Genomic DNA, 25,946 nt, shown 5'->3' with positions numbered 1-25,946 from the left:
CTATTCCTCTAATTCCAAACTTGCTTGATACACTTCATTCTTTCTCAGGTTATACTTCTTAGAAACCTCTTTTACAGCCATCTTCTTGCTTAGTCCCTTTCCAATTTCTATTTTTAAAAGTTCTGTAATGTCGTAAGATTCTTTTTCTGACGAGCCCTCCAAGACTATTACAAATTCTCCCTTAATATTGTCCTTATTACAATATTTTTCATAGACTTCCTTTAAAGTTCCACGAGTAATTTCTTCATAAACCTTTGTCATTTCACGAATAACAGCAACTTTTCTATCTGGAAAAGTATCTGATAATACTTCAAGACATTCTAAAATTCTATGAACGGACTCGTATATAATAGATGTCTCCTCTCTATCTTCAAGATTTTTCAAAAATAAATCTCTTTCACCTTTTTTTCTTGGAAAAAATCCTAAAAAGCTGAAGCTGTCATTTGGAAGCCCTGAAAGAACAAGAGCTGTAACAGTAGCGCTTGGCCCTGGAAGCACTTCGAAGGGAAGGTTTTCTTTAATAAGTTCTTTTATAATAACATGTCCAGGGTCTGATATGCCTGGCATACCCGCATCAGAAACCAAAGATAGAACTTTACCACTTCGTAAATTTTCTACAATTTCGCAAACCCTGCTTTTCTCATTATGTTCATGATATGAAACGAGATTTCCTTCTATTTCAAAATGATTTAAAAGTTTTATTGTATTCCTACTGTCTTCACAATAGATTATATCTGAAGCTTTTAACACTTCTAAAGCTCTTAAGGTTATATCTTTTAGATTACCTATTGGTGTTGGTATCACATATAACTTGCTTTCCATCATAAATCTCTAATATTTCCTTTCTATATCCTTCACCATCATATATAACAAGAGGCTTCTCATAAGTAAAAAACTCCCCGGCCTTCTTTATAAACTCCATTAATATAAACCTTGGCTTTTCATTTTCTCTCGACATGACTGGAATCATTCGCTTTGGTTCTATTTCATATTTTCTTCCCAAGTGCATCATATCAACAAGTCTTTCCGGCTTATTTATCATATAGAGTTTTCCTTTTTCTTTTAATTTATCCTTTGAAAATCTAAAGATATCTTCAAGCTTTAAACACTTTTCGTATCTGGATATCAAATGATTTTCACTTTTGTTATCTATGCCACAACCATATTTAAAGTAGGGTGGATTTGTTAAAATTCCATCAAGACTGTTATCTTTAATAATTTCATAACAGTCATTAATATCCCTATGTACTGCTTGTATGGAGTTTAAAAGTTTATTCTCTTCAATATTTTTCTTCAATATTTCAAAATTATCTTCTTGAATTTCAACTGCATATATCTTTGAGGGTTTATAAATAGCTTGAACTCTTAAAGAAATTATCCCTGTTCCTGATCCTATTTCCAAAATAATATCTGTTTTTTTGAATTTACAAAAAGATGAAATTAATATGGCATCAATGCCAAATGAAAATTTTGATTTGTCAGAATATATATCTAAATTTGTTCCTGGAATATAATTTTTCGTAAGCATTTAATCACCCTATTACATTATAATATAAAAATACATAAAAAAAAGAAAGCCAAGCTTCCTTAATCATTTTTTAAAATATGCAAATATTTTTCAATACTTATTCCTTCTGTCCTATCGATGTAGTCCCTCTTTTCAGATTCAACAATGGCATGATATATAAAGTCTCTTGCAATAATAGAAGAGTCATTTAAAGAGTAACCCTTTAATGTGTAAGACAATATAATCGCTGAAAAAATATCCCCTGTTCCTGGATAATTTACATCAATTTTTTTATATGGAACTTTAAAGTATTCGTTATTTTTTTCGTCATAGCCTGCAATAAAATAATTTTTATCGTTGTCGCAAACAGATGTGATTATAACAGACTTCGACCCTATATCTCTAATGCCATTAATAAGTTCTTTCAGTTTCACATCACTATCAACATCGATACAATTAAATTTTTCATCAAGGAGAAGATAGCTTTCTGTAATATTTGGTATTGAAAGGTCCGCAAGGGAAATTAACTCTCTCATAATTGCAATTCTGTCCTTTTCTATACCATTATATAAAGAACCATTGTCCCCCATAATAGGATCAACCATAACATATGGATTGTTTTGTTTTTTAATAACCTCTTCACAGATTTCAATCTGTTTATAGTTTGTAGTGTAGCCTATGCCCATTGCAGAGATATTAAATCCAAGCTCATCCCAAACTCTTAATGAGTTTTCCATGTATCCGGTAGTATCAAGTATTGAAAACTTTCCATAGTCCAAAGTGTTTGAAATAACCATAGTTGGTAGACTTAAAACAGAATAACCCATATAGTACATAATAGGATTCATAGATGAAAGGGCAACCCTACTATATCCTGGCCAATCATTAATTAACAAAACATTATCTTTTCCCATATTCCCCCCAATAAAACTTTTTTATTTTGATTAATAACTCACTTTAAATATTAAAAAGGAGCCTTTAGGCTCCTCTCTTAATATACTTTATGTACCAAACTATTTAGCTTCAATAGCGCCTGTAGGACAAACGTCAGCGCAAGCTCCACAATCAGTACATTCATCAGCGTCAATTACGTAAATGTCTCCTTCAGAAATACAATCTACAGGACATTCAGGTTGACATGAACCACATGCTATGCAAGCGTCAGTTATAAAATGTGCCATTGTATTACCCCCTTTGTAATATCTTTATCATTATTATTACATACATTTATGATAAAATCAAGAATTTTCCTCAATCTTTTTATAATGCGAATTTGATTTATTAAATTCTATTTCATCAACATGAAATGGTAGTATCTCCTCAGTCTCTTCATCAATTTTTATCTTAACTTTTACAAACTCTGTAAGAGTATTGGTATCAATAACTTCACCTGATCCAAGATTTGTATTTACATGGTAACCAATTTTCGGCATTCTCTTAAGTTTTTCTTCATAGCCTTCTTGTTCATATCTTAAACAACACATTAGTCTCCCACACATCCCAGATATTTTTGAAGGATTAAGAGATATATTTTGATCTTTAGCCATTTTTATAGATACCGGAGCAAATTCTGACAAAAATCTTGCACAACAACACTCCTGCCCACAAGTTGCAAGCCCAGATACAATCTTAGCATGATCCCTAACTCCAATTTGTCTAAGTTCAATCCTCATTCTAAATATGGCTGCCAAATCTCTTACAAGTTCCCTAAAGTCAACTCTATCATCAGATGTAAAATAGAAAATAACCTTGTTGTTGTCAAAAGTATATTCACAATCTACAAGTTTCATATCAAGATTATGCTCCTTAATTTTTTCTTTGCAAATGTCCATAGCATCTTTAACTTTTTTTAGATTTTCTCTATTAATATATTTATCGGTTTCATCTGCTAATCTTAAAACTGGCTTCAAATCTGAAATTATTTCATCATTAGTAACTTCTTTTGTTTCAATTACACAATGACCATATTCTATTCCTCTTGCTGTTTCTACAATAACCGGATCGTTTAGTTTTATTTCATAACCGTTAGGGTCGAAATAATAAACTTTTCCGGCTTTTTTAAATCGTATGCCAACGACCTTAACCATCTTGTTCCTCCATTATATATAATAAAAGCTTCTCATATGAAAGCTGAAAATTAGCATTAATTTTTAAATTATCCCAAATTTCTACAATTTTATTAAGAATCAAGTATATATTTTCCTTGCTAAAGTTAGAAACTTTCTTGTATATAGAAATATTATTTGGAATTATTAAATTTACATTTTGTCCATTACCCACTTCATGCAAATATAAATCATAGAAAAAGCTATACATATAGTTATAAAATCTGTCAGTCTCAGTCTTTAAAGTATTTAGATATTCCTTTTCATCAAACATTACTAATAAATCTCTTTTAAAACACCTAATTAATATGTTATTTATTTCTTTCCATGAATCTATCTTTTCAACTTCGTCAAAAAAGAAATTTATAATTTGACATCTTGAATATAGCGTTTCTATTATTGCCATTTCATTATTTGTTTGAAGAATAAAAATAACATAACTCGGTGGTTCTTCCAACACTTTAAGTAGCGCATTTGCTGATTCTTTATTAAACTTATGAGCTTCCTGTATTAAAATAATCTTATGATCTTTTACTGTAGGTGCAGTGCTTGAAAACTTAATCGCATCCCTAATAGATGCTATTTTAATAAAATTTCTTTCTGGCTTTATCTTTAACAAATCTGGATTATAATAGTCTTCTAAAAATTTATCTTTAGATTTGTCTTTAAAAATCTCCTTAATAAATTCCAGAGTGTTTTTTTGTAACAACTCTTCATCATAAGATTGAAAAATATAAGCATGACTTAAATTCTTATTTTGAATTTGTGCATTTAATACTCTATTTAACAAGGCTAAACTCTTTCCATGTCTTCTAAATTTAAAACAAATACATTTATGTTGTAAGAAGAATCATCATCTGGATCTCTGAGTCTGTTCTTACTCATATCTTCCATAATATTTAAAATTTCATCTTCAATCTCTTCGTCATAACCTATCATCAAAGTGGTGTTCCCCTTTCTAAGAAGTCCACCTGTAGATGGCAGTTCTGTACATCTTACTTTGTTTATTGCTAACATTTTTATAATATCATGGGCAATGTCATCTTCTACAATTGCAATCATGAGTTTCATTAAATCACCTAAAATCTATGATACTTATCAACATCTAACACAAATACTGTTGCTCCACCTATAGTTACTTCCACTGGATATGGTATATATGAATCTACAGGAGCTGAAATATTTAGTAATGAGGAGTCCGCCTGTCTTGATTTGCAATCTTCCTCTATGATTTGTAAGCATTCTTCAAGTCGTTCATCTTCCACACCAATTAAAAGAGTTGAGTTTCCTATCTTTAAGAAACCACCTGAAGAAGATAATTTTGTCATTCTGAAATCTTTTTTTGCTAAGTCCTCTCTAAGTAAATAAAGATCTTGATCTTGCACAATTGCCACTATAAGTTTCATTTTTTCCTCCTATAATTATCTAAAATAATTGAAATACAATATGATGTAATTTCTGAAATTCCCTTATTTGCATCGACTATATGAAAATTGTCATCTTCTTGAAATTTCTCCTTAATATAATTATACCCTTTATAAACCCTTTTGTGAAAGTCAACTTTTTCTTTTTCTAATCTATCTGATGTGTTTCTTTTTTTTCTTCTATCTAAAAGGTTTTTTTCTGAAACGTCAAAAAATAAAATCATATCAGGTTTAATGCCCAAAGTTGCAAACTCATTGAGTTTAAGAATTTTATCTATTCCTAAATCCCTGGCGTATCCTTGATATACAAGGCTGGAAATTACAAATCTATCACATAAAACTATTTTTTTCTCGTTAATAGCAGGTATAATTAGCTCCTCCACATGCTGACTTCTGGAAGCCGCCATGAGTAAACTTTCAGTGACAGCTGTAAGTTCTTTATTATCTTCATCTAAGATAATATTACGAAGTTTTTCAGAAATTCTTGTCCCTCCAGGCTCTCTTGTCTTGATAACAGGAACATCTAAATTCATTAAATTTTTATAAACTTCTTCCAATATCGTTGACTTTCCACATCCATCAGGACCTTCAAATGTAATAAACATACCTATCTCCAATTTTAATTCAATATTAAAAACCCTCAATATTCGATATAGTTAATTAAATTAACTTTTACAATCAAATATTAAGGGTTTCATCATCTATTTGCTCTTGTTAATAAAGTTAGCTGGATTTAGGAAAATTCCAGGTCCCATTGTAGATGAAATAGATACAGATCTTAGGTATTTACCTTTTGATGAAGCTGGCTTAGCCTTTATAATAGCATCCATTAAAGCGTCTAAGTTGTCTTCTATCTTTTCTTTACCAAAAGATACTTTTCCAATAGGTGTATGAACAATATTAGCTTTTTCTGTTCTATACTCAACCTTACCTGCTTTAATATCTTTTATAGCAGCTTCTACATCAAATGTAACTGTTCCTGATTTAGGGTTTGGCATAAGTCCCTTAGGTCCAAGGATTCTACCAATCTTACCTACAACTCCCATCATATCAGGTGTTGCAACAGCAACATCAAAGTCTAACCAGTTTTCGTTTTTAATCTTGTCAGCAAGTTCATCTCCACCAACATAATCTGCTCCAGCTGCTTCAGCTTCTTCAGCCTTAGCTCCCTTTGCAAAAACTAAAACCTTAACTTCTTTACCTGTACCATGAGGAAGAACAATCGCTCCTCTAACTTGTTGATCTGCATGTCTTGAGTCAACACCAAGCTTAACGTGAAGCTCAACAGTTTCATCAAATTTTGCCTTTGCAGTATCTAATAATAATTCTATTCCTTCTGAAGCATCATATATTTTAGTCTTATCTACTAATTTAGATACTTCTTGATATCTTTTACCTCTTTTTGCCATAATAAACCTCCTTGTGGTATTAACGAATTTTTTCTCCCACTATTCTTCTACGGTGATACCCATACTTCTTGCTGTTCCTGCAACCATACTCATTGCAGCTTCTAATGATGCAGCATTGATATCAGGTTTTTTTATCTCAGCTATCTTAGCAAGTTGTTCTTTTGTCAAAGTCCCAACCTTATCCTTATTTGGCACTCCTGATGCCTTATTTAATCCTAATTCCTTCTTTATTAAAACTGGAACTGGTGGAGTCTTTGTAATAAAAGTGAATGATCTGTCTTGGTATACAGTCAAAACAACTGGAATAATCATTCCCATTTGATCTTGAGTTTTAGCATTAAACTCTTTAGTAAACTGCATTATATTAACACCATGAGGTCCAAGTGCAGTACCTACTGGTGGTGCCGGAGTTGCTTTACCGGCTGGAATTTGTAATTTAACAATTGCTTGTACTTTTTTTGCCATTTTAGTCCTCCTAAATTAACTAATGTGGTTTTGGCGGGTATTTCCCTCCCACTGGAATATATAAAAACGATTAAATCATAATATTCAAATTAAATTTTTTCAATATCGGAAAAGTTAACTTCTACTGAAGTGTCTCTGCCAAATATAGAAACCAAGGCTTTGACCTTTTTCTTTTCCTTATTTACTTCTTCAACAGTACCAATAACACCTTCAAATGCATCGGAAATAATTCTTATACTATCTCCTACTTCAACATCTATATCCACTACTGGAGCAGATCCGACGCCGAAAGCTCTCATTTCATTTTTAGTTAAAGGTACAGGCTTTGAACCTGGGCCTACAAATCCCGTAACACCTCTTGTATTTCTAACTAAATACCAAGAAACATCATTGATTATCATCTTAACAAAAACATATCCTGGGAAGAGTTTTCTCTCTTTTGTCTTTGAAACGCCGCCAACTTTGGATATATATTCTTCCGTAGGTACTATTACCTGAAAGATATCATCAATATATCCTCTGTTTTCAACCATCTTTTCAATATTTACCTTTACTTTGTTTTCATGTCCTGAATAAGTGTGTACAACATACCATTTAGCGTCTTTTTCCCTCTCGCTAAAGGTTCTGTTTTCATCGGTCATTTCCAGTCTCCCCTTTCGTATTCAACTACTTAATAAACAAACTAAATAGAAAATGGAAAAGTGAGTCAAGACCGAAAACTATAAGCGCCACTGCAAGTGATATAAGAACCACTACAATTGCATAGTTTAAAACTTCCTTTGGTGTTGGCCATATAATTTTTTTCCATTCAGCCATTACACCCTTTGTAAATGTCTTTTTACCCATATTTTTTTGAGCCATTTAAACCCTCCAATACTGACTTATCTTGTTTCCTTATGCGGAGTATGTTTCTTACAGAATTTACAATACTTTTTAAGTTCAATTCTATCAGTAGTATTTTTCTTGTTCTTTGAAGTTGTATAGTTTCTGTTTTTGCATTCAGTACATTCCAAAATTACAGAATCTCTCATAACCACACCTCCATGTTAGATTTATGGAATATCCATACCCAAATACTTTACCATAATTTATATGCCGTGTCAATTAAAACTGCTATTTTTAGCCTTATATCATTAAATTAAAATCTCCCGCTTTCTCGGGAGATTTTAATTTAATATTATTCTTCGTCTTCTTCGTCTTCGTATTCCAAATCTTCGTCTTCTAAAAATTCTTCATAATCAAAGTCGTCATCAAAATCGAAATCATCTTCATCAAAATCAAAAACAATTTCTTCAACGTCAGTTAAATCATCATCCAGGAAGGTTAAATACTCTTCCACATCATCGAAGTCATAACATAAATCCTCAACTTCAGCAGTTAAGTCTTCTAAAACATCGATAATACCAACTAATAATTTTCCCTCTTTAGATTCCTCTTCTACTGAAATTCCTTCAGCAAGTCCTCTTAAGTAAGCAATATTTTCATATAGATCTCTCATATTCTACCTCCCTATACTCTTGATAAGTACTCGTTGCTTCTTGTATCTATCTTTATAACATCACCTTCGTTGATGAATAAAGGCACTTGTACAGTCGCACCGGTTTCAACAGTTGCAGGTTTGTTTGCTCCTGTTGCGGTATCCCCTCTAACTCCAGGTTCAGTTTCTGTTACAACTAATTCTACAAAGTTAGGTGGTGCAACGTTAAAAGGTTTCCCTTGATAGAATTTGATGGTTGCATTGTCATTTTCTTTAATGTATTGCATTGCATCTTCCACCGCACTCTTTTCAATAGGAATTTGTTCATATGTTTCTGAATCCATAAAATAGTATAGGTTGCCGTCATTGTATAGATATTGCATTTCTTTTGTTTCAATTCTGGCTTCCTGGAATTTTTCTGACGGGTTAAAAGTCGTATCTTTGTTAGCGCCGGTCATGACGGATCTAATCTTCGCTCTAACAAATGCTGCCCCTTTACCCGGTTTTACGTGTTGAAAGTCAACTATTTGCCAAACGTCACCGTCCATTTCAAAAGTTGTTCCCTTTCTAAAATCTCCAGCTGAAATCATAAATATTCCTCCCGTTTTTAAATTCTATTATTATTATAACACCTTAACAGAATAGGTACAATTAAATATAAATTATTATTTTCTTGCACATTCTGAGTCTAAACCTTTTAGTATTTTTAGACCGTGATCAAGTTCATTAATTATATATTCAAGTGACTCTTTAACTGCCTTTGGACTTCCTGGTAAGTTTATAATAAGTGTATCATTTCTAATCACAGAAACAGCTCTTGAAAGCATAGCTCTTTTTGTTATTGTCATTGAATAGGCTCTTATAGCTTCACTTATGCCAAAGGCGTTTCTCGTCATAACTTGAAGAGTTGCTTCAGGTGTTACATCCCTTTTTGAAAACCCGGTTCCTCCAGTAGTTAAAAGCAAATCACATTTTAGTTCATCAGAACATTTTATCAACTCAGCCTTTATGTCTTCTATTTCATCAGGAATAATATTGTAGTAGTTTACGTCATAGCCGACACTTTCTACAATTTCTTTTATTACTTTCCCACTTTCGTCTACTCTTTCATTCTTAGAGGCTTTATCTGATATTGTTAAAATTCCTACTTTAAACATAATTCCCCCTTATGGAAATGCATTTTCAATATGTTCAATATAATTATCTTCCGTTAATATTTCAACCACATCAAATCTCGGCTGATAATTATATAATTCATTTGATTCAATATAATTTTGTGCAGTTTTTATTATTTTATCTTGCTTACTTAACGTTACAAAGTCTCTGGGTCTTCCATAGTCATCATTTTTTCTAAGCTTGACTTCTACAAAAACTAAAAAATCTTCTACCTGCATAATCAAATCAATTTCACCAAGACCCCATGAGTAGTTTCTTTCAACAAAATTATATCCCTTTTTTTCCAGATATTCTTTTGCTATGGTCTCACCTCTATTACCAATGTCTTTAGTTGTCACTTTTTCCTCCAAGAATCTTCTTTAAAAAAGTTTTTCTATGAATTGGAGTTGGTCCCATTTCAAGTAGAGCTTCTCTATGTTTCTTCGTTCCATATCCTTTATTATTTAAAAAATCATATCCAGGGTATTTTTCATCAAGCTCAATAAAATAGGAATCTCTTAAAACCTTTGCCACAATTGATGCACATGATATTTCATAAATGAGTTCATCGCCCTTTATTATTGAAACCTGTTCTATATCCATATCTATGTTCTCTGCATCAATCATGACAACATCTGGTCTAACAATATTTCCAGATTTATCTTTTAAATCTGCAACAGCAATCCTCATGGCAAGTCTTGTTGCTTGTTTTATATTTATTTCATCAATGACCTTTTCGTCTACTACTCCAATGCCTATTGCCTTCGCCTTTTCGATAATCTCCTTATTAAGAGCTTCCCTCTTCTTTGCAGAAAGTTGTTTTGAGTCTTTAACTCCATCTATTTTTTCGTTTCCCATAATAACTGCACAGGCTACAACAGGACCAGCTAATGGCCCTCTTCCTACTTCGTCTACTCCGCAGATTAATTTACCCGAATATTTTTTTAGTATATCATTATCCATTATAATCATCTGGTCCTTCAAGAGTTATCCTTCCTAAGACACCCTTTCTAAACTCATCAAGTACTATATTTGAAATCTTTTCATAGTCGAAGTCTCCACCTTTAATTAAGCAGCCTCTCTTTTTACCTATTAATTCCATGATTTCAAGGGTCGAAAGTCCTGTAGTCTCTATTTTGTACCTATTTTCAATTATATCTTTATCGATGTGGTTTAGCTTTTCAATTAGTTTAAAGGCAAGTGTTTCAACATCCATTATCTCGTCTTTAATAGCCCCCGTGAAGGCAAGATCTAATCCAATTTCTTCACTTTCAAACTTTGGCCACAAAACTCCAGGCGTATCTAAGAGTTCAAAATCTTTTCCAGTTTTTATCCATTGATTTTGTCTTGTAACACCAGGTCTGTTTCCAACTTTTGCAGACTTTCTCTTTGCAATCCTATTAATTAAAGTCGACTTACCTACATTTGGTATTCCAACTATCATAGCTCTAACTCTTTTTAAATCCAAGTTCTTCTCTTCAAGTTTTTTAAATTTTTCCGTTAATAACTGTCTTGAAATGTTCTCTATCTTATTTAAGTTAGTTCCTTTTACTGAATCTATTAACAGTGCCTCATATCCCTTACTTTTAAAATAATATAGCCATTCTTTATTTTTATTTTCATCGCCCAAGTCCATTTTGTTTAATAAAACAACCCTTGGTTTATCTCCAACTACTTCATCAAGTAACGGATTTCTTGAAGCTATAGGAATCCTCGCATCAACTATTTCTAAGACAACATCCACAAGTTTTAAGGAAGATTTTATATTGTCCATGGTCTTTTTCATATGGCCTGGGTACCAGTTAATATTTAAGTTCGTCATGTAGTCCTCCTTAACTTAAGCAAGCACTCAAAAGTGAGTGCTTGAAATTAGTTTTTCTTTTCTTTTACCTTTGCAGCCTTACCTACTCTATCTCTTAAGTAGTATAATCTTGCTCTTCTTGCTCTACCTCTTCTTGTTACTTTTAAAGATTCAATTCTTGGTGAATGAACATAGAAAGTTCTCTCAATTCCTGTACCATAAGCAACTCTTCTTACAGTAAATGTTCTTCTAAGTCCACTTCCTTGAATCTTAATAACTGTTCCTTCAAATTTTTGAAGTCTTTCTTTTCCACCTTCTCTTATTCTATAATCAAGAACTACGGTATCTCCAACACGAAAATCGAAATTTTCTTTTCTTAATTGTTCATCTTCTATTTGTTTAATTATATCCATTCTATCCTCCTAAAATCCCTTATTAGGACCATGTTTTTCTAAATAAATTTTATATATATCTGGTCTTTTCTTCTTAGTGTTTTCTAAGGCCGACTCTTCTTTCCACTCTTCAATAAGTTTATGATTTCCACTAAATAAAACCTCTGGCACTTTATAACCCATAAATTCTCTTGGCCTTGTGTAAATATTATGTTGTAATAAAAAGTTATAATGAGAGTCCGTGATCGGACTTTCTTCATTTCCCAAAACTCCCTTAACAAGTCTTGAAACAGAATCGATAAGTACAAGAGCTCCTATTTCTCCACCTGACAGACAATAATCTCCTATGGATATTTCCATATCGACAAATTCATCGGTTATACGAGAGTCGATTCCCTCGTAATGGCCACATAATAATGTCATTTCATCAAGCTTTGACAATTCATTACATAGTTTTTGATTTAGCACACGTCCTTGTGGAGAAAGATATATCACTGGAACGCCTTCCTTCTTAACAGATTTAATACTGTCATAAAGGGGTTGAGGTGTCATTAACATACCTGCACCACCACCATATAGCTCATCATCTACTCTTTTATGCTTGTCTGTAGAGAAGTCTCTAATATTTATCTTGTTAATTTCAATAACTTTTTTTTCGATTGCCCTTCCGATAACTCCATAGTCATCAAGCAAGTTGAAAAATCCTGGGAAGAGTGTGAGTATATTAAATTTCATTCCAACATTCCTTCAATTAATTCTACATAGAGTTTTTTATTTTCCACATCTACTTCTTTAACGAAGACCTTTACCGCAGGAATCATAAATTCTTTACCGTCTTTTGAAACACATCTGTAAATATCATTGGTTGAGTTAAATAATACTTCTTTAACTTGTCCAACTAATTTACCTTTGTCAATAACATCCATTCCCTCTAAGTCGTGGATAAAATATGTGTCCTTAGGTAACTCAATCAAATCATCTTTTTTAACATAGATATACTTATCTTTAAATCGTAAAACTTGATTTATATTATCGTAACCTTTAAGACTTATATACACCAACCCTCTATAATATCTTACCTTGTTAATATTTACTTTTATCTTTTCATCAATATAAAAATCTATGTTTTCTTTAAACCTTTCTGGAAAATCGGTTAATGGATAAACTTTTATATCGCCTTTAATGCCATGAGTATTAGTTATATATCCAACTTTTATAAATTCCATTTTTATTGAAGAATGTCAACCGCTACCTTTATACCATCTTTGATAGCAGAAGCCTTTACTACTGTTCTTATAGCCTTGGCTATACGCCCTTCTTTTCCTATAATTCTTCCAAGATCATCCTTGTCAGCTCTTATCTCAATTACAAAGGTGTTTCCTTCTTGTCTGCTGGTAACAACAACCTCTTCAGGTTTAGTAACCAGCTCCTTAGTAATTAGTTCAACTAATTCTAACATAATACCCCCTAAAGGATTACTCAGTTACCTCTTGTGAAGATTCTTCTTCTTTTTCTTCTTTTTCTTCTTTTTTCACTTCTTCTACTTTTTCATTTTCTTGTGCTTTTTCTTCGTATACACCATTTTCTTTGAATAGTCTGTGAACTGTGTCAGTTGGTTTTGCACCATTCTTAATCCATTTATTAACTTTTTCTGCATCTACTTTAACAATTTTTGGTTCAGTTAATGGATTGTAATAACCTATTTCTTCGATAAACTTACCATCTCTTGGTGATCTGATATCTGCCACTACAATTCTGTAAAAAGGATTCTTTTTTGAACCCATTCTCTTTAATCTTATTTTTACTGCCATTTAAATACCTCCAATTTTATCTAAAGAAAGGCATTTTGAATTTACCTCTCTTTTTCATACCTTTGCTCATATTTCCAAATTGTTTCATCATCTTTCTAGTTTCTTTAAATTGTTTTAATAATTTATTCAATTCAGAAACCGTAACCCCAGATCCCTTAGCAATTCTCTTTCTTCTTGAAGAATCAATAATTTCGGGATTCTCTCTTTCCTCCAAGGTCATAGACTTAATCATAGCTTCAACCTTGCCTATTTCCTTTCCATCAAGTGACAGACCCTTTAGGGCTTTAGAATTAACTCCTGGAATCATTCCTAATAGATCTTCCAAAGGTCCCATACTTCTAATCTGTTCCAGTTGATCCAAAAAGTCATTAAAAGAGTATTTAGAAGAACGAATTTTTTGCTCAAGTTCCTTTGCTTTCTTTTCGTCAATGGCTGCTTCCGCCTTTTCTATAAGAGATAATACATCTCCCATCCCAAGAATTCTTGAAGCCATCCTTGAAGGATAGAAAGGTTCCAATTGATCAAGTTTTTCGCCTACACCTATAAACTTTATAGGCTTTTCAGCAACTCTTCTAATGGATAGAGCAGCTCCACCTCTTGCATCACCGTCAAGTTTTGTAAGTATAATTCCCGTTATATCAAGTCTATCATTAAATGTCTTAGCTACATTTACCGCATCTTGTCCAGTCATTGAGTCTACAACAAGTAAAATCTCTTCAGGACTTATTTCAATCTTTATATCTTGAAGTTCTTGCATAAGCTCGTTGTCAATATGAAGACGTCCAGCGGTATCTATAATAACAAGGTCGTTTCCATTTGCCTTTGCTTCTTCAACACCTTTTTTTGCAATTTCCACAGGACTTATTTTATCTCCCATGGAAAACACAGGAACCTCTACAGAGTTTCCTACTACTTGAAGTTGTTTAATAGCTGCAGGTCTGTAAACATCACACGCAACAAGAAGAGGTCTCTTACCTTTTTTCTTAAAGTGTAATGCAAGCTTACCTCCATGGGTAGTCTTACCAGCTCCTTGAAGTCCACATAACATAATAACAGTAGGCGGTTTAGAAGAGAAATTTATCTTAGATTCTTCTTCACCCATCAATGCTGTAAGCTCTTCATTAACTATCTTAATAACCTGTTGTCCTGGAGTTAGTGATTCCATAACTTCTGCTCCAAGAGCTCTTTCCTTTACAGTCTTTATAAAGTCTTTTACTACTTTAAAGTTAACATCTGCTTCCAACAGGGCAAGTTTTACTTCTCTCAAAGCTAAGTCTAAGTCTTTTTCAGAAATCTTTCCCTTACCTGTAAGTGCGGACAGGGCGTTTTGTAACTTATCCGATAAATTTTCAAATATCATAGCTCTCCCATATCCTCCTTCATGAAATCATCTATCTTTTTTAATAAAGCATCCGTTTCTTTAGTTTCAAAAGATTTAGAATTTTTTAACTCTTTTTTTATAAACTCAAGAAACTTTGTTGTGTTATCTGATCTCTTTTTGAGATGAAGCTTATCTTCAAAAGAGTAGAGTCTCTTCTCTGCCCTTTTTATATTTTCAGAAACAGCTTGCTTTGAAATACCATATAGGTCACCAATTTCATTTAAAGATAGATCTTCGTTATAATATTTGTCTACCATAGACCTCTGCCTTTCAGAAAGAAGGCTACCATAGTAGTCAAATAATATTCCTACTTCAACTAATTTTTCCATTTATAACCTCTTGACTGTCAACCTATTACATTGACCTTTAATATTATAAGGGACCATCAGTCATAAGTCAACACTTTGTTGATATTTTTTTCCTTTTTTTAAACTATTTTAAAAATTTCAGTTCAATTCATTTTTTCATTTATATAGAGCTTACTTTACCTAATTTACCAAAATGACTGCACACTATATCATCCATTTGACTTGCTATCTTTTCGAAAGGCTTATTTAAGTCTAAAGTTTTAACACTTATTCTATTTCCATGCATCTGATACACATTGTTAGGTTGAATTACCTCATCGGTTTTTGCATATAAAAGCATTCCAGACACTTTGTTATTTATATCTCCAAATTGATATTCACGATTTTTTACATAAGTAAATATCTGGTATAAGTTACTAGAATGTATTGTGTTTTTATTAAACTGCGACTGTGTTGTACTTGCATAGTATTTAGCATCAATAATTAATACTGTGTTTCCCATTTGAAGATGTATATCGCTTTGCATTACTGGAAGCATATCTCCAACTCCATCGTCCAATGACCATGGTATCTGTGATGAACTAACGGAAATTTTTGGATAATGTTTTTTATAATATTCCAAAATAAATTTTTCATATAGTCGGCTCATTCTCTGCTCATCAAGAAAGTCCATTATTTTTTTCGTTCCATTAGTATTGGTCTGAAGCAGTCCCTTTACTACCAAGTAACATATTGAAATCAACATCTGGTAGGTCTGATTGTTACGATTATATTGTTGGTTCCAATTAACCCTATCTAAATCAATAACTTTTACATTTGAAAAGTACATCATCAATTTTCGCAACTCTTTTTTTCTGCTTTTTGATATATCTGACTTCAAAAGAAGCTCAACAGTTGATTTAATAATTTGATTCTTTATATTATCTTCAGAAAAATCATCAAATGAACATACTAGTTTCTTCCTTTGCATACTCTGTGTCTTTATAGATTTCGTAATATCAATTTTTCCTCTTATTGAAGATAATTCATCCCCTTGTGGAATATACTCCCTTATTAGTCCTCTTTTCAACTGAACAGCAATACCCTTTTCTAATATAGACGCCATAAGTTCTGCAGTATTATCAAATTCTTCAGTGGCTATTCGCTTATATCCTTGCTGATTAAGAACTTTAAATGCATAGGACAGCATATAGTAAATATTTTTAATTGGTATCACTTAATAGCGCTCCTTAAATTGTTAATCCAATCATTTAATTTTGCTGGTTCATCAAACCAATACTCATTCAAAAGTGGAATCAGTTCATACTCAACAATCCCATAAAGCATTCCATCATCTATGGCAGATTGAGATAAGTTACAAAAATAGCTATGCCCTATACAAAAACCCTCTCCTAATGATTCATCGTTTAAAATGACTTCGTTCAAACTTTCAATACAAGAGATTAGCCTTTCGAACTTTTCGTTTTCCAAACTATTTTTATATTTTATAAACCCATCAGTTCTAAAACCTGGTTTAATATTGAAAAAGGCAAATCTTCTTCTAAGCGCATAGTCAAGCATTGCTAAACTTCTGTCCGCTGTGTTCATCATACCAATGATATAAAGATTCTTTGGTACAGAAAATTTTTCATCAGAGTACAATAGTTGTAAAGAGAGACCTCTCTTGTCATTTTCAATAAGCATAAAAAGCTCACCAAATATTTTACTTAAATTTCCTCTGTTGATTTCATCAATTATAAAGAAATAATCATTGTCTTCATCCACTTCTGATTTTTTACAGAAATTATAGAATGCTCCTCTTCTAAGTTCAAAACCTTTTTCCGAAGGCCTAAATCCCATAATGAAATCTTCATAGGAATAACTTTGATGGAACTGAAGCATCATAACCCTTTCTATATCTTTAACACCCATCATAGAAAAGGCTAATCTTCTTGCAACAAAAGTCTTCCCAACTCCTGGAGCTCCCTGTAAGACAATATTTTTCTTTACACGAAGTACTCCCTTCAATCTTTCATAATCTTCCTCAGCCATATAAACTTCAGATAAAAAATCATCCTTTGTATAAACTGGATACACTTTTCCAATTTCTTCAACCTCTTCAGAGTCTTCGTCAAATAATGTGGTTAATTTTTCAACGTATTCAGTATATGGAGTAATATCAGTAAGAGTTTTCATTGCGGCTTGTCCAGGATATTCCCACTCTCCATTATGGGTCCAATCCACTTGGCGAATATTTTTAAAAGAGTCTTCTCTATAACTGTCAAATTCATAATCTGACATAACAACACCACGACCAATGATCTTGTTCATGCCTTTTTTTACAAAGACTATATCTCCAATTTTCATTTCATTTGCAAATTGCCATGCAGCATGGGCAGAGTTTTTAAAAGAAAGATTCTCATCAAAAACTTCCTTCATCTTATCTTTCATTTCATCCTTGCTGTCAAAAGCTTTTAGGTTACCAATTTCTCCCCAACCAATTGCCATAATTCCGGCATTATAAAATTCATCCCACATGCATGCATTTTCTCCTGGAGAATATATCCAGTACCTAATAGTATGAACGTCTTCATCCGCAAAAGCAGATGATTCATTAACAGACTTGTTTTGATTGGTTAATAAAACCTCCCTGTAAATCTCTGAAGCCAATTCATCCGTCATATTAACGGACATCCCTACATCAGTTAAAGTCCATACTCCGTAAACACTTTTATCAATGTATCCTGCGCTTGCAAGATAACTACGAGCAAAAGCAACTTCATTTTCAAATTTATTAACTTTATTTTTGCCTCTTGTAACACTAAGTTCCTCTTCCGACAATTTTTCATTTTCAATTATTTTTTCTCTTGCTTCAGGTGGAGTGGCAGAACCTCCTAAATCACGAAGAGCTTTAATTAGTGGAGCAAACCATCTAAGGAAAGATGCTTTTGAAGTTTTGTACTTTTCTTGTTCCTTTTTTTGCTGATTAACTTCCTCTGAATAGTTCCATGCACTATAGGAAAGGTCTTTAAAATCTTTTAGGTCACTTTCTTCACTGTCTATATAATCTTTTAAATTGTCTAAAACTCCAAAGTACTCTTTAGCAGAAATCTTGCCTTTAAGCTTTGGAAGTTTTTTTACAACATTTTCTGGTATTTTTCCCGATTCATAAATATACCATTTATTACGACTATCCAAGTTTAAAAAAGTATTTGGTAAGATCCAAAATAATCCCATGGTGATTTTACTAGTCCCATTACTTTTTTTATTAATCGCCAAGTCAAAATATTTCGAAAATATTTCTCTATTTTCTGAAGTATTTGAATTATTATATACAAAGGCAGATTCAAAAAGTCCCCATAAATCATCAATATCATTTTCTCCACGTTCATCAATAAATCTATAATAATTAGAATTTAAAAGATTTAGAACTGGCAAGCCACTAAAAGATGTTGGAACTTCTGTCTTAATATCAAATAGTTTTTTTATTACTTTTAATATCTTTCTACGATTCTCTTCTGTAATCCCTTTGTTAAAAAGGCCGAATACAGTAAAAGGATCAATATCAACAAGATTATAATTTTCTTCAAGTTTTGGCATATTAATATCGGTAATATCGTAAATCGCCTTTACCTTTTCAATAAGTTCACTTCTTTTGTCTTTGTACTCCAATAGCTTTAAAGCAAACTCAGTATAAAATTTTTCCCAAATAAAATGATTTTGATCGTACATATCTTCCTCCAGACTTTTTAGTCTAACATCTGACTTCAAATAATTCTTTTCATGGTTAAAGTACCTTTTCTTTAATTCTACACCATTTGCAACGCTAAATGTATTATTAGTTAAATTTACACAATTATATGCCCTAATTCCATTGTAAAAATAAGTAAGATAAGATAAAATTCATATAATAATACATAATATTATCATTAACTTAAAAGGAGAAAAAATGAATAAAAAATTAGTAAAAATAATCCCTATTACTCTGTGTATGTTTTTGACTTTTACATCTTGCACAGAAAAAGCAAATAAAATCTCAAGTGAAGTTTCCGTTGCAATACAAAAAGAAACTACAGAAGCCACAGAAGAAAAACAAATTGATCCAAGCGAAAACAACAAAAAGATTGCAGACTTATACAACAAGGTTTTAGATAATATAGATTCATATACCTTTACTGAATATGGTGAAGAAGGAAAAGTAACCTATTCTTATGAGTTAGTAAATACAAATTCTTCAGATATTCCTCAACTTTTAGTTGCTCAAAACACAGACTATGAATTAGCTAATATTAAAATTTTCTCTCCAAATGACGATTTTACAAAAGAGATTACAACTGATGAAATTTATACCATTGGTGTTGCAAGCGCAGGAGGCTTTAGAGCAGACATAACGCAAAGCGAAAATCGTGATGCATTATTATATACAAGTATCTCAGCAGGAACAGGCGTCGCAACAAAAGAAAAAATCACAACATCAATTGAAAATGATAATTTAGAACTTCAATCAGAAGTTATTTGGGAAGGTTTAGTAGATAGTATGACTGAAGATAATTCTTTCAAAATAGACTTTACCGACATAGCAGATAGAAAGAAAATCGAAAACTTAACGAATATTATAGATGGAGAGTTTAGAAATTTAATTGGAACAACAAATTAAGGGAAGACAGTTGGACTTCCTGATAATCTAACTTCATATGATAACAAACACATTGCAATTAGTTTTACTGCTGACTATGGAATTTGGCCTTCAGAAGTAACAATTCCTGTAGATGCGCCATTAATGAATTCAGTTAATGTGTTAGGTGATCAGTAAAACAAAAAATAAAGGCAGGATAGAGTGTTCTATCTTGCCTTCTTTTAATTTTATTCACTTTAATTTTCTTAAACTTATTCTTCATCTATCTAATCATTTCCTTTAAATAGAGAGATGGAATTAATCGCAATAGATAGTATCACCAAAACCCATAAGGCTTTTTTTAAAGTAGGCATTGTATCCATCAGACCAGCCCAGTCTTCTTTGACAACACGCGAAGCTGCTTCTGAATAAAATGCACAAACTGTTAAAGCTGTTAATGATAAACTACAAAATCTATACCATTTTGAACTTTTATTTTTGATTGCAAAAATTACATTTAATAATGCAAAAATTATTGCTCCTATTCCAAGAATTAACCACATGGCTTACCTCCAATTATTTTTTAATCTTAAAATTTTATTCTCCTTAATTAACATTCTGAATAAATTAGTCCTAATTGATTTTTTAAATCCAATACTAAAAAGCCTGAGATTTCAGACTTATATTTCTTCTCTCTCAGGTTGAAACTTAGGATAATATTTTATTGTTGCAAGACGCCTTCTCCAATAATTTAAAAATCTCTTAAAGTTTTTATCTTCTTTATACCACATTGTAAAGCCAAATCCCTTCTTCAAAAGTTCCTTAACTCTTGGAAGGTCTTTTTTGTTACAGTAATTCTTTAATACAAATGGATCTACATATAACCATAGCCCTTCATTTACATGTTTATAGAGTGGTTTGTTTGCATTATCAATTAAATCATCAACTAAAAATGTTACAAAATTACAACCACCTGCAGTCATGTAATAACTTGATCTACCTTGTCTTATATTTATTTCAAAGACTTTATATTTTCCGTCTCTTCTATCATATTTGAAGTCAAAGTTTGCAAAGCCTCTATAGTTTATCTTTTCTAAAAAGTTCTTCACCATTTTATAAAGCTCTTCATTATCTTCTGTTACAAGGGCATTGTAATTACCTATACCTTCTGGCAAACACTCATCAAGCAGACATTTGCCAAAGCACATCATCTTAACTTCTCCATTGCTATTAACATAGGCATTTAAGACTCCCATAGTTGAGTGGTCTCCTGGAATAAAATCTTGAACTATCATCTCTCCTGTATAGCCAGCCATATATACGTCTTGGATAATCTGATTCAATTCGTTTAAATCATTTGCCTTATACGCTTTTTTCTTTCCTGGAAATTTCAAATGTAAAAATTCAATGCTGTCATTCGCCTTTACCGCAACTGGATAGTCAAATGGAATCTTAAAAGAATCTTTTTTTTCTTTATCTATAATATAAGTATTGGGATAATTTAAATTATACTCTTCACAAATTTCATAAAAATCCTTTTTGTTTTCAAGTTTTTTCTGCAAGTCTTTAGAGATGTAATTAAACTTAAAATATTTCTTTAACATTTCTGAATTTTCAGTTAAAAGGGAAGTGTATCCATCTGAACAGGAAATTAAAAGTAAAGTGTTACCTTCCATCTCCCTTCCAAATTTTTCCATCTCTCTTTTAAAAACTTCATTTGTATCAAAATTTTCAAAAGTTTTAACTTCCACAATGTCTGAATTTGCTGTAAATGGCAGATGCTTCATTCCAAGCGCTATAGACTTAACTTTATATGCTTCATGAAATGACCTTGCAACTCCATAGGCATTTATATCAGTACCAAGTATTATCGGTATAAATTTATTGTTCATTCAACTCTCCCTTTATAAATTCATCTTTTAGTGATCTCAAAAATAGATTTTCTATTTCTTTTTCTGCGCTCTTGTTCTCGTAGCATATATTATAAACCGCTGTACTTATTGGCATATCTACATCATACTCTTCTTTTAAATCCATAACTGCTTTCACAGTATAATATCCTTCTGCAAGTTTTGAAAATTCTTCACCTCTTGCTAAGCTTTCACCAAATTTTCTATTATTTGAATATTCAGAGAACACCGTAGCTTCATAGTCTCCAAGATGACATAGCCCATATGCAGAAAATGGATTACCTCCCATGGATTCAATAAGCCTTGACACTTCTCTTGTCCCTCTGCTCATCAAAGCTCCCTTTAAAGAACTTAAATCGAGGCCATCCAATGCTCCTGCGGCAATTCCAATCACATTTTTAAGTGCCGCTCCAATTTCATTTCCAATCAAGTCAGTTCCATAATAAAATCTTATTAGAGGTGATGAAAATTCTTCAACTAAATATTTTTTTAGTTCCTCATCTTCACTGTCTATCACCATACAGTTTGGAACTCCTCTATAAAATTCTTGCACATGACCAGGTCCAATCCATACAGCCACTTTGTTTGAAGAGTCAATTTCTTCCTTTGCCACTTCTGACAATCTCTTTTTGCTCTCTATTTCAATTCCCTTCATACAAAGCACAATATTCTTGTCTTTTAATTGTAAGTCATTTAACTCTTTTAGTAGATTTCTAAAGTTTTGAGCTCCAACAGATATAACAATTACTTCTGATTTTAAAACCTCTTCAATGTTTGAAGAAAGTTTTAAACTCTCTGGAAGTTTTAAAAATTCATTTTCTCTTGTCTGTAAAAATCTTTGAAAATTCTTCGAAGTCTCTCTTCCATATAAGGTTACATCTTTTCCAATTTTATCTAAATACCAAGCTATGCAAGAACCCCATCTCCCACAGCCTATAACTGTAATTTTCATTCTAACTCTCCTGTCAAACGATGATAATATAATTTTATCACACAAACACAAAAAATTTTTAAATAATGTTGCAATTTTTAAAATAATATTGTATACTGTAATAGATATTAAAACAATCCTATTAATATCAAATCATGTACAAGTGTTACTTCAACACATACCCTTTCTAAAAGAATGAGATGTTAGCCCCATCTCATTCTTTTTTCTTTTTAACTCATTCAAAAAAATAAAACAGAAAACCCATGTGATTTACTGTTTTATTTCTTAATTCTAATCAATTTTTTATATTTTAATCAATTCTTTTTTTGGATTACTTGGCGAGATAAGTGCTATTAAAGTAAAAAATTCGAGTCTACCTAAAAGCATTAAAAAACTAAAGTAAAGTTTATACCCACTGCTAAAAAATGCAAAATTTTTCGTTGGTCCAACTTTAGAAAATCCAGGACCTACATTCGATAGAAATGTTGCAACAGCTGACATACTTGTTCTAATGTCGTGTCCGTCTAATGTTATTATGGCAGTTGAAATGCAAAACACAAAAAAATAAACTGCAGTAAAAGCACAAATTCCAAGTACTACCTGTTCACTTAAATTCTTTCCATTAAGTCGAATAGGAACTACTGCCTTAGGGTGAATTGTCTTTTTTATCTCTCTTTTAACGAGCTTATATAGCACCGTTATTCTAACAACTTTTAGCCCACCTGCTGTTGATCCAGCACAACCTCCCATAAAGTAAAGCAAGAAGAGAAGTGTCTTTGCAAAACTTGGCCATAGATCAAAATCAGTATTGGCAAATCCCGATGTTGATGATACGGATGTTACCTGAAGAGCTGAGTCTCTAAGTGAGAGAGAAAAACTTCCATATCCATTATTAAATAGACATATTGCAATACTTAAAACTGCTATGCCTATAAATAAAAACCACATTTTAAGTTCGTCATTGTTTAATATCTCTTTGAACTTTCTTTTGTAAATCAAAAAATATACATTGAAATTAGTTGCACAGATAAACATAGCAATACTTAACACCACTATAGTTGGAGTTCCATACCTTGTTAAAGAGTCGTTGTGAGAAGAAAAACCTCCTGTACCAGTTACTCCAAATGTATGAATTGCCGCATCAAAAACAGACATCTTTGTCGCTATGAGAGCCAAAAATATTATAAGTGTTATAAGTAAATATATTCTATAAAGTATTTTTCCTGAACGAGCAGTTGTGGACTGTATCTTTCCAGCAACAGGTCCGGGAGACTCAGCCTTATATATTTGGAAACCACCTACTCCAAGGCGTGGAAGTATTGAAACAGTGAAAACCAATATTCCCATTCCACCTATCCAGTGAGTTATGCTTCTCCAAAACACAACAGACTTTGGATAAGATTCTATATTTCCTATAACCGATGCCCCTGTTGTAGTAAAACCTGAAACTATTTCAAAAAATGAAGAAATAAAATCAAGTTCTGTATTTATATATAAAGGTATGGCTCCAAATATTGAAACCAATATCCAAGAAAATCCAACAATAAAAAGTCCATCAAGTGGTGCAAGGGTATAGTCTTTAATCTTTATGAAGCGAGTTGCTAAAAATAAAACAATAAGTATTGACATTGCAACTAAAAATCCCTTGTTTGATGAGTCTTTCATGTAAAATGAAATTATAAGTGATGGAAGCATAAAGGCTGCTTCTATCAAAAGTATTATTCCTAAAATTTTAACTATCAGTTTTTTATTCATAGAATTACCTACTTTATAAATCTAATCTTCTCAAATATGGACTTACTCCTATTCTCGGTGTGAAAATATTTTTTCATATCAGAAAGTTTGCTATGGGCGTTAAAAACTACTACTCTATCTCCAGCGGACAAAATAGTTTCCCCATTTGGTATAACAATCTTATCGTTTTTTATTACCGCCACTATAAGTATTCCTTCTGGTAGATTAAGTTCTTTCAATTTTTTTCCACAAGCCAATACTCCAGACTCCACGATGAGTTCTGTAGCTTCTACTTGACCATTTAACAAAAGATTTACTGAAATTGCATGTCCGCCTCTAAGATGTTTTAATATCTCAGAAGCTACAATATATGATGTGTTAAATACTGCATCAACTTCAAGCCTATCCAGTATTGAATCGTAATTTGTCCTTGATACTTTGGCAACTGATTTATAGATACCAAATTGTTTTACGACCAAAGCTATAAGTAAATTCGCTTCATCTATTCCCGTTGTCGCAACAAATGCATCAAAGGTTTTAATCATTTCCTCTTCAAGTAGATTTAAATCTGTCCCATCTCCATTTATAATCTGAGCACTTGGAAGCTTCTCTTTAATTTCATAGCATTTTTGTCTGTCTATTTCAACAATAGTTACATCTACTCCATCATTCAAAAGATTTTGTGCAAGGTAAAACCCCGTCTTGCCTGCGCCAATAATTACCACTTTCTTGATGCTTTTAGCCTTTTTAACACCAGAATGATCCCTATCAAACTTTTCAATATCCTCCGCTTTGCCCCCAAGTAGTATTACATCATTTTCACAAAGCAAAGTATTTCCATTTGGTACAATTGCAACACCTTTTCTTGATACTGCAGTTATAAGCAAATTTTTAAACGCCTCTATATTCATTACCTTCTTGCCTACAAAGTCTTCATCAACGCCAATATTAAATTCTACAAGTTTTATCTTTCCGTCTGCAAAACTGTCAGAGTAGAGTTTATATTGCTTCAATAAATATTTTTCAATATTCTTTGCAGTTGCATCGTCGGGATTTATTATCTTGTCGATATTCAATTCCTTACTTATAAATTCTATGTGCATTCTGTACTCAGGATCACGAACTCTTGCAATGGCATATTTTGCACCAAGTTTTTTTGAAATTGTACTAAGAATTACATTTGCCTCATCATTGGTCGTAGTTGCCAACACAACATCATATGTTGAAATATCCAGTTCTTCTAAAATTTCAATATCAAGAGCATTTGCATTTATGGTAAGTACATCCAAAGTGTTTAAAATATTATCAATTACTTTTTCATCATTATCAACAACTGTGACATCACAATTTTCATCAACCAATGCAGAAGCCAGTTTGAAACCAAGCTTTCCTGCACCAACAACCAATGCTTTCATTTAATCCTCCAAAATATAATAAAAAATCAAAAAATAAATTCTATCTCCTAAATTAACAAATTTTTTTGATACTAATTTTATTGTATCATTTTATAAATATTTTTTAAAATTCTATGGCATAAATATA

The 25,946-nt window shown here is 31.9% G+C and carries 35 protein-coding genes; 1 reads left to right on the top strand and 34 read right to left on the bottom strand.

Annotated elements, in window-relative coordinates:
* From rsmI to BN2746_RS06370, 29 genes are all read right to left on the bottom strand, one after another.
* Positions 1-822, bottom strand: coding sequence for a 16S rRNA (cytidine(1402)-2'-O)-methyltransferase (gene rsmI / locus BN2746_RS06505; protein ID WP_055078975.1), 822 nt, complete (start codon positions 820-822; stop codon positions 1-3).
* A complete protein-coding gene (locus BN2746_RS06500; protein WP_055078974.1) occupies positions 782-1,528 on the bottom strand; it encodes a tRNA1(Val) (adenine(37)-N6)-methyltransferase in 747 nt (248 codons plus the stop codon). The genes rsmI and BN2746_RS06500 overlap by 41 nt, the downstream gene beginning before the upstream one ends.
* A gap of 59 nt (positions 1,529-1,587) precedes the next feature.
* Positions 1,588-2,421: a bifunctional hydroxymethylpyrimidine kinase/phosphomethylpyrimidine kinase gene (locus BN2746_RS06495; RefSeq protein WP_055078973.1), complete on the bottom strand. Its 834-nt coding sequence runs from the start codon at positions 2,419-2,421 to the stop codon at positions 1,588-1,590.
* A gap of 99 nt (positions 2,422-2,520) precedes the next feature.
* Positions 2,521-2,688, bottom strand: coding sequence for a DUF362 domain-containing protein (locus BN2746_RS08905; protein ID WP_077064938.1), 168 nt, complete (start codon positions 2,686-2,688; stop codon positions 2,521-2,523).
* A 57-nt stretch (positions 2,689-2,745) separates the two neighbouring features.
* Positions 2,746-3,594 (bottom strand): PSP1 domain-containing protein, encoded by an 849-nt coding sequence (locus BN2746_RS06490; RefSeq protein WP_055078972.1) that lies wholly within the window; start codon positions 3,592-3,594, stop codon positions 2,746-2,748.
* Positions 3,587-4,402 (bottom strand): AAA family ATPase, encoded by an 816-nt coding sequence (locus BN2746_RS06485; protein WP_055078971.1) that lies wholly within the window; start codon positions 4,400-4,402, stop codon positions 3,587-3,589. Before BN2746_RS06485 ends, BN2746_RS06490 begins: the two co-directional genes overlap by 8 nt.
* Before the next feature lie 2 nt (positions 4,403-4,404).
* Complete coding sequence (locus BN2746_RS06480; RefSeq protein ID WP_055078970.1) at positions 4,405-4,683, bottom strand: cyclic-di-AMP receptor; 279 nt, start codon at positions 4,681-4,683, stop codon at positions 4,405-4,407.
* A gap of 8 nt (positions 4,684-4,691) precedes the next feature.
* Entirely contained in the window at positions 4,692-5,018 is a 327-nt protein-coding gene (locus tag BN2746_RS06475; RefSeq protein WP_055078969.1) for a cyclic-di-AMP receptor, read from the bottom strand.
* The gene (gene tmk, locus BN2746_RS06470; RefSeq protein ID WP_055078968.1) at positions 5,015-5,641 is read right to left on the bottom strand and encodes a dTMP kinase; all 627 of its coding nucleotides are present in this window, start codon (positions 5,639-5,641) and stop codon (positions 5,015-5,017) included. The genes BN2746_RS06475 and tmk overlap by 4 nt, the downstream gene beginning before the upstream one ends.
* Positions 5,642-5,737: 96 nt before the next feature.
* Positions 5,738-6,445: a 50S ribosomal protein L1 gene (gene rplA, locus BN2746_RS06465; protein ID WP_055078967.1), complete on the bottom strand. Its 708-nt coding sequence runs from the start codon at positions 6,443-6,445 to the stop codon at positions 5,738-5,740.
* 39 nt (positions 6,446-6,484) lie between these two features.
* Entirely contained in the window at positions 6,485-6,910 is a 426-nt protein-coding gene (gene rplK, locus BN2746_RS06460; RefSeq protein WP_055078966.1) for a 50S ribosomal protein L11, read from the bottom strand.
* Positions 6,911-6,999: 89 nt separating this feature from the next.
* Complete coding sequence (gene nusG / locus BN2746_RS06455) at positions 7,000-7,551, bottom strand: transcription termination/antitermination protein NusG (RefSeq protein ID WP_055078965.1); 552 nt, start codon at positions 7,549-7,551, stop codon at positions 7,000-7,002.
* Positions 7,552-7,576: 25 nt separating this feature from the next.
* Positions 7,577-7,771 (bottom strand): preprotein translocase subunit SecE, encoded by a 195-nt coding sequence (gene secE / locus BN2746_RS06450; protein ID WP_055078964.1) that lies wholly within the window; start codon positions 7,769-7,771, stop codon positions 7,577-7,579.
* 20 nt (positions 7,772-7,791) lie between these two features.
* Positions 7,792-7,941 (bottom strand): 50S ribosomal protein L33, encoded by a 150-nt coding sequence (gene rpmG / locus BN2746_RS06445; protein WP_055078963.1) that lies wholly within the window; start codon positions 7,939-7,941, stop codon positions 7,792-7,794.
* Positions 7,942-8,087: 146 nt separating this feature from the next.
* Entirely contained in the window at positions 8,088-8,408 is a 321-nt protein-coding gene (locus tag BN2746_RS06440; protein ID WP_055078962.1) for a CD1247 N-terminal domain-containing protein, read from the bottom strand.
* A gap of 11 nt (positions 8,409-8,419) precedes the next feature.
* Entirely contained in the window at positions 8,420-8,977 is a 558-nt protein-coding gene (efp, locus tag BN2746_RS06435; protein ID WP_055078961.1) for an elongation factor P, read from the bottom strand.
* Between the two features lie 75 nt (positions 8,978-9,052).
* Complete coding sequence (locus BN2746_RS06430) at positions 9,053-9,544, bottom strand: MogA/MoaB family molybdenum cofactor biosynthesis protein (RefSeq protein ID WP_055078960.1); 492 nt, start codon at positions 9,542-9,544, stop codon at positions 9,053-9,055.
* Positions 9,545-9,553: 9 nt separating this feature from the next.
* The gene (locus BN2746_RS06425; protein WP_055078959.1) at positions 9,554-9,901 is read right to left on the bottom strand and encodes a YraN family protein; all 348 of its coding nucleotides are present in this window, start codon (positions 9,899-9,901) and stop codon (positions 9,554-9,556) included.
* Complete coding sequence (locus BN2746_RS06420) at positions 9,891-10,514, bottom strand: ribonuclease HII (RefSeq protein ID WP_055078958.1); 624 nt, start codon at positions 10,512-10,514, stop codon at positions 9,891-9,893. The genes BN2746_RS06425 and BN2746_RS06420 overlap by 11 nt, the downstream gene beginning before the upstream one ends.
* Positions 10,498-11,364: a ribosome biogenesis GTPase YlqF gene (gene ylqF / locus BN2746_RS06415; RefSeq protein ID WP_055078957.1), complete on the bottom strand. Its 867-nt coding sequence runs from the start codon at positions 11,362-11,364 to the stop codon at positions 10,498-10,500. The genes BN2746_RS06420 and ylqF overlap by 17 nt, the downstream gene beginning before the upstream one ends.
* A gap of 47 nt (positions 11,365-11,411) precedes the next feature.
* Positions 11,412-11,756 carry a 50S ribosomal protein L19 gene (gene rplS / locus BN2746_RS06410; RefSeq protein WP_055078956.1) on the bottom strand — a complete coding sequence of 115 codons (345 nt, stop codon included), beginning with the start codon at positions 11,754-11,756 and terminating at the stop codon, positions 11,412-11,414.
* 9 nt (positions 11,757-11,765) lie between these two features.
* The gene (trmD, locus tag BN2746_RS06405; RefSeq protein WP_055078955.1) at positions 11,766-12,470 is read right to left on the bottom strand and encodes a tRNA (guanosine(37)-N1)-methyltransferase TrmD; all 705 of its coding nucleotides are present in this window, start codon (positions 12,468-12,470) and stop codon (positions 11,766-11,768) included.
* Positions 12,467-12,961, bottom strand: coding sequence for a ribosome maturation factor RimM (gene rimM, locus BN2746_RS06400; RefSeq protein ID WP_055078954.1), 495 nt, complete (start codon positions 12,959-12,961; stop codon positions 12,467-12,469). The genes trmD and rimM overlap by 4 nt, the downstream gene beginning before the upstream one ends.
* 2 nt (positions 12,962-12,963) lie before the next feature.
* Positions 12,964-13,194: a KH domain-containing protein gene (locus tag BN2746_RS06395; protein ID WP_055078953.1), complete on the bottom strand. Its 231-nt coding sequence runs from the start codon at positions 13,192-13,194 to the stop codon at positions 12,964-12,966.
* Positions 13,195-13,210: 16 nt separating this feature from the next.
* The gene (gene rpsP / locus BN2746_RS06390; RefSeq protein ID WP_055078952.1) at positions 13,211-13,546 is read right to left on the bottom strand and encodes a 30S ribosomal protein S16; all 336 of its coding nucleotides are present in this window, start codon (positions 13,544-13,546) and stop codon (positions 13,211-13,213) included.
* 16 nt (positions 13,547-13,562) lie between these two features.
* Positions 13,563-14,906 carry a signal recognition particle protein gene (gene ffh / locus BN2746_RS06385; protein ID WP_055078951.1) on the bottom strand — a complete coding sequence of 448 codons (1,344 nt, stop codon included), beginning with the start codon at positions 14,904-14,906 and terminating at the stop codon, positions 13,563-13,565.
* Positions 14,903-15,256, bottom strand: coding sequence for a YlxM family DNA-binding protein (gene ylxM / locus BN2746_RS06380; RefSeq protein WP_055078950.1), 354 nt, complete (start codon positions 15,254-15,256; stop codon positions 14,903-14,905). Before ylxM ends, ffh begins: the two co-directional genes overlap by 4 nt.
* A 139-nt stretch (positions 15,257-15,395) precedes the next feature.
* Positions 15,396-16,451, bottom strand: coding sequence for a 5-methylcytosine-specific restriction endonuclease system specificity protein McrC (mcrC, locus tag BN2746_RS06375; protein ID WP_055078949.1), 1,056 nt, complete (start codon positions 16,449-16,451; stop codon positions 15,396-15,398).
* Positions 16,448-18,946 carry an AAA family ATPase gene (locus tag BN2746_RS06370; RefSeq protein WP_055078948.1) on the bottom strand — a complete coding sequence of 833 codons (2,499 nt, stop codon included), beginning with the start codon at positions 18,944-18,946 and terminating at the stop codon, positions 16,448-16,450. The genes mcrC and BN2746_RS06370 overlap by 4 nt, the downstream gene beginning before the upstream one ends.
* Positions 18,947-19,163: 217 nt before the next feature.
* Between BN2746_RS06370 and BN2746_RS06365 the strand changes: the two genes are divergently transcribed.
* Entirely contained in the window at positions 19,164-19,871 is a 708-nt protein-coding gene (locus BN2746_RS06365) for a hypothetical protein (protein WP_055078947.1), read from the top strand.
* Between the two features lie 245 nt (positions 19,872-20,116).
* Here BN2746_RS06365 and BN2746_RS06360 read toward each other — a convergent pair whose 3' ends face one another.
* The 5 genes from BN2746_RS06360 to trkA form a co-directional block, all read right to left on the bottom strand.
* Positions 20,117-20,392 (bottom strand): hypothetical protein, encoded by a 276-nt coding sequence (locus BN2746_RS06360; protein WP_055078946.1) that lies wholly within the window; start codon positions 20,390-20,392, stop codon positions 20,117-20,119.
* 117 nt (positions 20,393-20,509) lie between these two features.
* Positions 20,510-21,721: a carboxylate--amine ligase gene (locus BN2746_RS06355; protein ID WP_055078945.1), complete on the bottom strand. Its 1,212-nt coding sequence runs from the start codon at positions 21,719-21,721 to the stop codon at positions 20,510-20,512.
* Positions 21,711-22,691, bottom strand: a complete 981-nt coding sequence (locus tag BN2746_RS06350) for an NAD(P)H-dependent glycerol-3-phosphate dehydrogenase (protein WP_055078944.1) — start codon at positions 22,689-22,691, stop codon at positions 21,711-21,713. Before BN2746_RS06350 ends, BN2746_RS06355 begins: the two co-directional genes overlap by 11 nt.
* Before the next feature lie 282 nt (positions 22,692-22,973).
* Positions 22,974-24,425 (bottom strand): TrkH family potassium uptake protein, encoded by a 1,452-nt coding sequence (locus BN2746_RS06345; RefSeq protein ID WP_055078943.1) that lies wholly within the window; start codon positions 24,423-24,425, stop codon positions 22,974-22,976.
* A gap of 8 nt (positions 24,426-24,433) precedes the next feature.
* Positions 24,434-25,819 (bottom strand): Trk system potassium transporter TrkA, encoded by a 1,386-nt coding sequence (trkA, locus tag BN2746_RS06340; protein ID WP_055078942.1) that lies wholly within the window; start codon positions 25,817-25,819, stop codon positions 24,434-24,436.
* Between the last annotated feature and the right edge of the window lie 127 nt (positions 25,820-25,946).

The sequence above is a fragment of the Lagierella massiliensis genome (assembly GCF_001407835.1).
Taxonomy (GTDB): domain Bacteria; phylum Bacillota; class Clostridia; order Tissierellales; family Peptoniphilaceae; genus Mediannikoviicoccus; species Mediannikoviicoccus massiliensis.
The sequence above is the reverse complement of the archived record's forward strand: the minus strand, read 5'-3'. Positions and strand labels throughout refer to the sequence as shown.

Coding starts and splice junctions, on each gene's coding strand:
- BN2746_RS06395 (WP_055078953.1), bottom strand. CDS start 13,194: ATGTTAGAATTAGTTGAACTAATTACTAAGGAGCTGGTTACTAAACCT.
- trmD (WP_055078955.1), bottom strand. CDS start 12,470: ATGAAATTTAATATACTCACACTCTTCCCAGGATTTTTCAACTTGCTT.
- BN2746_RS08905 (WP_077064938.1), bottom strand. CDS start 2,688: ATGGCACATTTTATAACTGACGCTTGCATAGCATGTGGTTCATGTCAA.
- rpsP (WP_055078952.1), bottom strand. CDS start 13,546: ATGGCAGTAAAAATAAGATTAAAGAGAATGGGTTCAAAAAAGAATCCT.
- rpmG (WP_055078963.1), bottom strand. CDS start 7,941: ATGAGAGATTCTGTAATTTTGGAATGTACTGAATGCAAAAACAGAAAC.
- BN2746_RS06360 (WP_055078946.1), bottom strand. CDS start 20,392: ATGTGGTTAATTCTTGGAATAGGAGCAATAATTTTTGCATTATTAAAT.
- BN2746_RS06480 (WP_055078970.1), bottom strand. CDS start 4,683: ATGAAACTCATGATTGCAATTGTAGAAGATGACATTGCCCATGATATT.
- BN2746_RS06365 (WP_055078947.1), top strand. CDS start 19,164: ATGAATAAAAAATTAGTAAAAATAATCCCTATTACTCTGTGTATGTTT.
- rplK (WP_055078966.1), bottom strand. CDS start 6,910: ATGGCAAAAAAAGTACAAGCAATTGTTAAATTACAAATTCCAGCCGGT.
- rsmI (WP_055078975.1), bottom strand. CDS start 822: ATGGAAAGCAAGTTATATGTGATACCAACACCAATAGGTAATCTAAAA.
- trkA (WP_055078942.1), bottom strand. CDS start 25,819: ATGAAAGCATTGGTTGTTGGTGCAGGAAAGCTTGGTTTCAAACTGGCT.
- BN2746_RS06490 (WP_055078972.1), bottom strand. CDS start 3,594: ATGGTTAAGGTCGTTGGCATACGATTTAAAAAAGCCGGAAAAGTTTAT.
- rplS (WP_055078956.1), bottom strand. CDS start 11,756: ATGGATATAATTAAACAAATAGAAGATGAACAATTAAGAAAAGAAAAT.
- BN2746_RS06430 (WP_055078960.1), bottom strand. CDS start 9,544: ATGTTTAAAGTAGGAATTTTAACAATATCAGATAAAGCCTCTAAGAAT.
- BN2746_RS06370 (WP_055078948.1), bottom strand. CDS start 18,946: ATGTACGATCAAAATCATTTTATTTGGGAAAAATTTTATACTGAGTTT.
- BN2746_RS06440 (WP_055078962.1), bottom strand. CDS start 8,408: ATGAGAGATCTATATGAAAATATTGCTTACTTAAGAGGACTTGCTGAA.
- BN2746_RS06420 (WP_055078958.1), bottom strand. CDS start 10,514: ATGATTATAATGGATAATGATATACTAAAAAAATATTCGGGTAAATTA.
- tmk (WP_055078968.1), bottom strand. CDS start 5,641: ATGTTTATTACATTTGAAGGTCCTGATGGATGTGGAAAGTCAACGATA.
- BN2746_RS06350 (WP_055078944.1), bottom strand. CDS start 22,691: ATGAAAATTACAGTTATAGGCTGTGGGAGATGGGGTTCTTGCATAGCT.
- ffh (WP_055078951.1), bottom strand. CDS start 14,906: ATGATATTTGAAAATTTATCGGATAAGTTACAAAACGCCCTGTCCGCA.
- rimM (WP_055078954.1), bottom strand. CDS start 12,961: ATGGAATTTATAAAAGTTGGATATATAACTAATACTCATGGCATTAAA.
- efp (WP_055078961.1), bottom strand. CDS start 8,977: ATGATTTCAGCTGGAGATTTTAGAAAGGGAACAACTTTTGAAATGGAC.
- BN2746_RS06475 (WP_055078969.1), bottom strand. CDS start 5,018: ATGAAACTTATAGTGGCAATTGTGCAAGATCAAGATCTTTATTTACTT.
- rplA (WP_055078967.1), bottom strand. CDS start 6,445: ATGGCAAAAAGAGGTAAAAGATATCAAGAAGTATCTAAATTAGTAGAT.
- BN2746_RS06355 (WP_055078945.1), bottom strand. CDS start 21,721: ATGAACAATAAATTTATACCGATAATACTTGGTACTGATATAAATGCC.
- ylqF (WP_055078957.1), bottom strand. CDS start 11,364: ATGACGAACTTAAATATTAACTGGTACCCAGGCCATATGAAAAAGACC.
- ylxM (WP_055078950.1), bottom strand. CDS start 15,256: ATGGAAAAATTAGTTGAAGTAGGAATATTATTTGACTACTATGGTAGC.
- BN2746_RS06495 (WP_055078973.1), bottom strand. CDS start 2,421: ATGGGAAAAGATAATGTTTTGTTAATTAATGATTGGCCAGGATATAGT.
- secE (WP_055078964.1), bottom strand. CDS start 7,771: ATGGCTCAAAAAAATATGGGTAAAAAGACATTTACAAAGGGTGTAATG.
- BN2746_RS06345 (WP_055078943.1), bottom strand. CDS start 24,425: ATGAATAAAAAACTGATAGTTAAAATTTTAGGAATAATACTTTTGATA.
- BN2746_RS06500 (WP_055078974.1), bottom strand. CDS start 1,528: ATGCTTACGAAAAATTATATTCCAGGAACAAATTTAGATATATATTCT.
- nusG (WP_055078965.1), bottom strand. CDS start 7,551: ATGACCGATGAAAACAGAACCTTTAGCGAGAGGGAAAAAGACGCTAAA.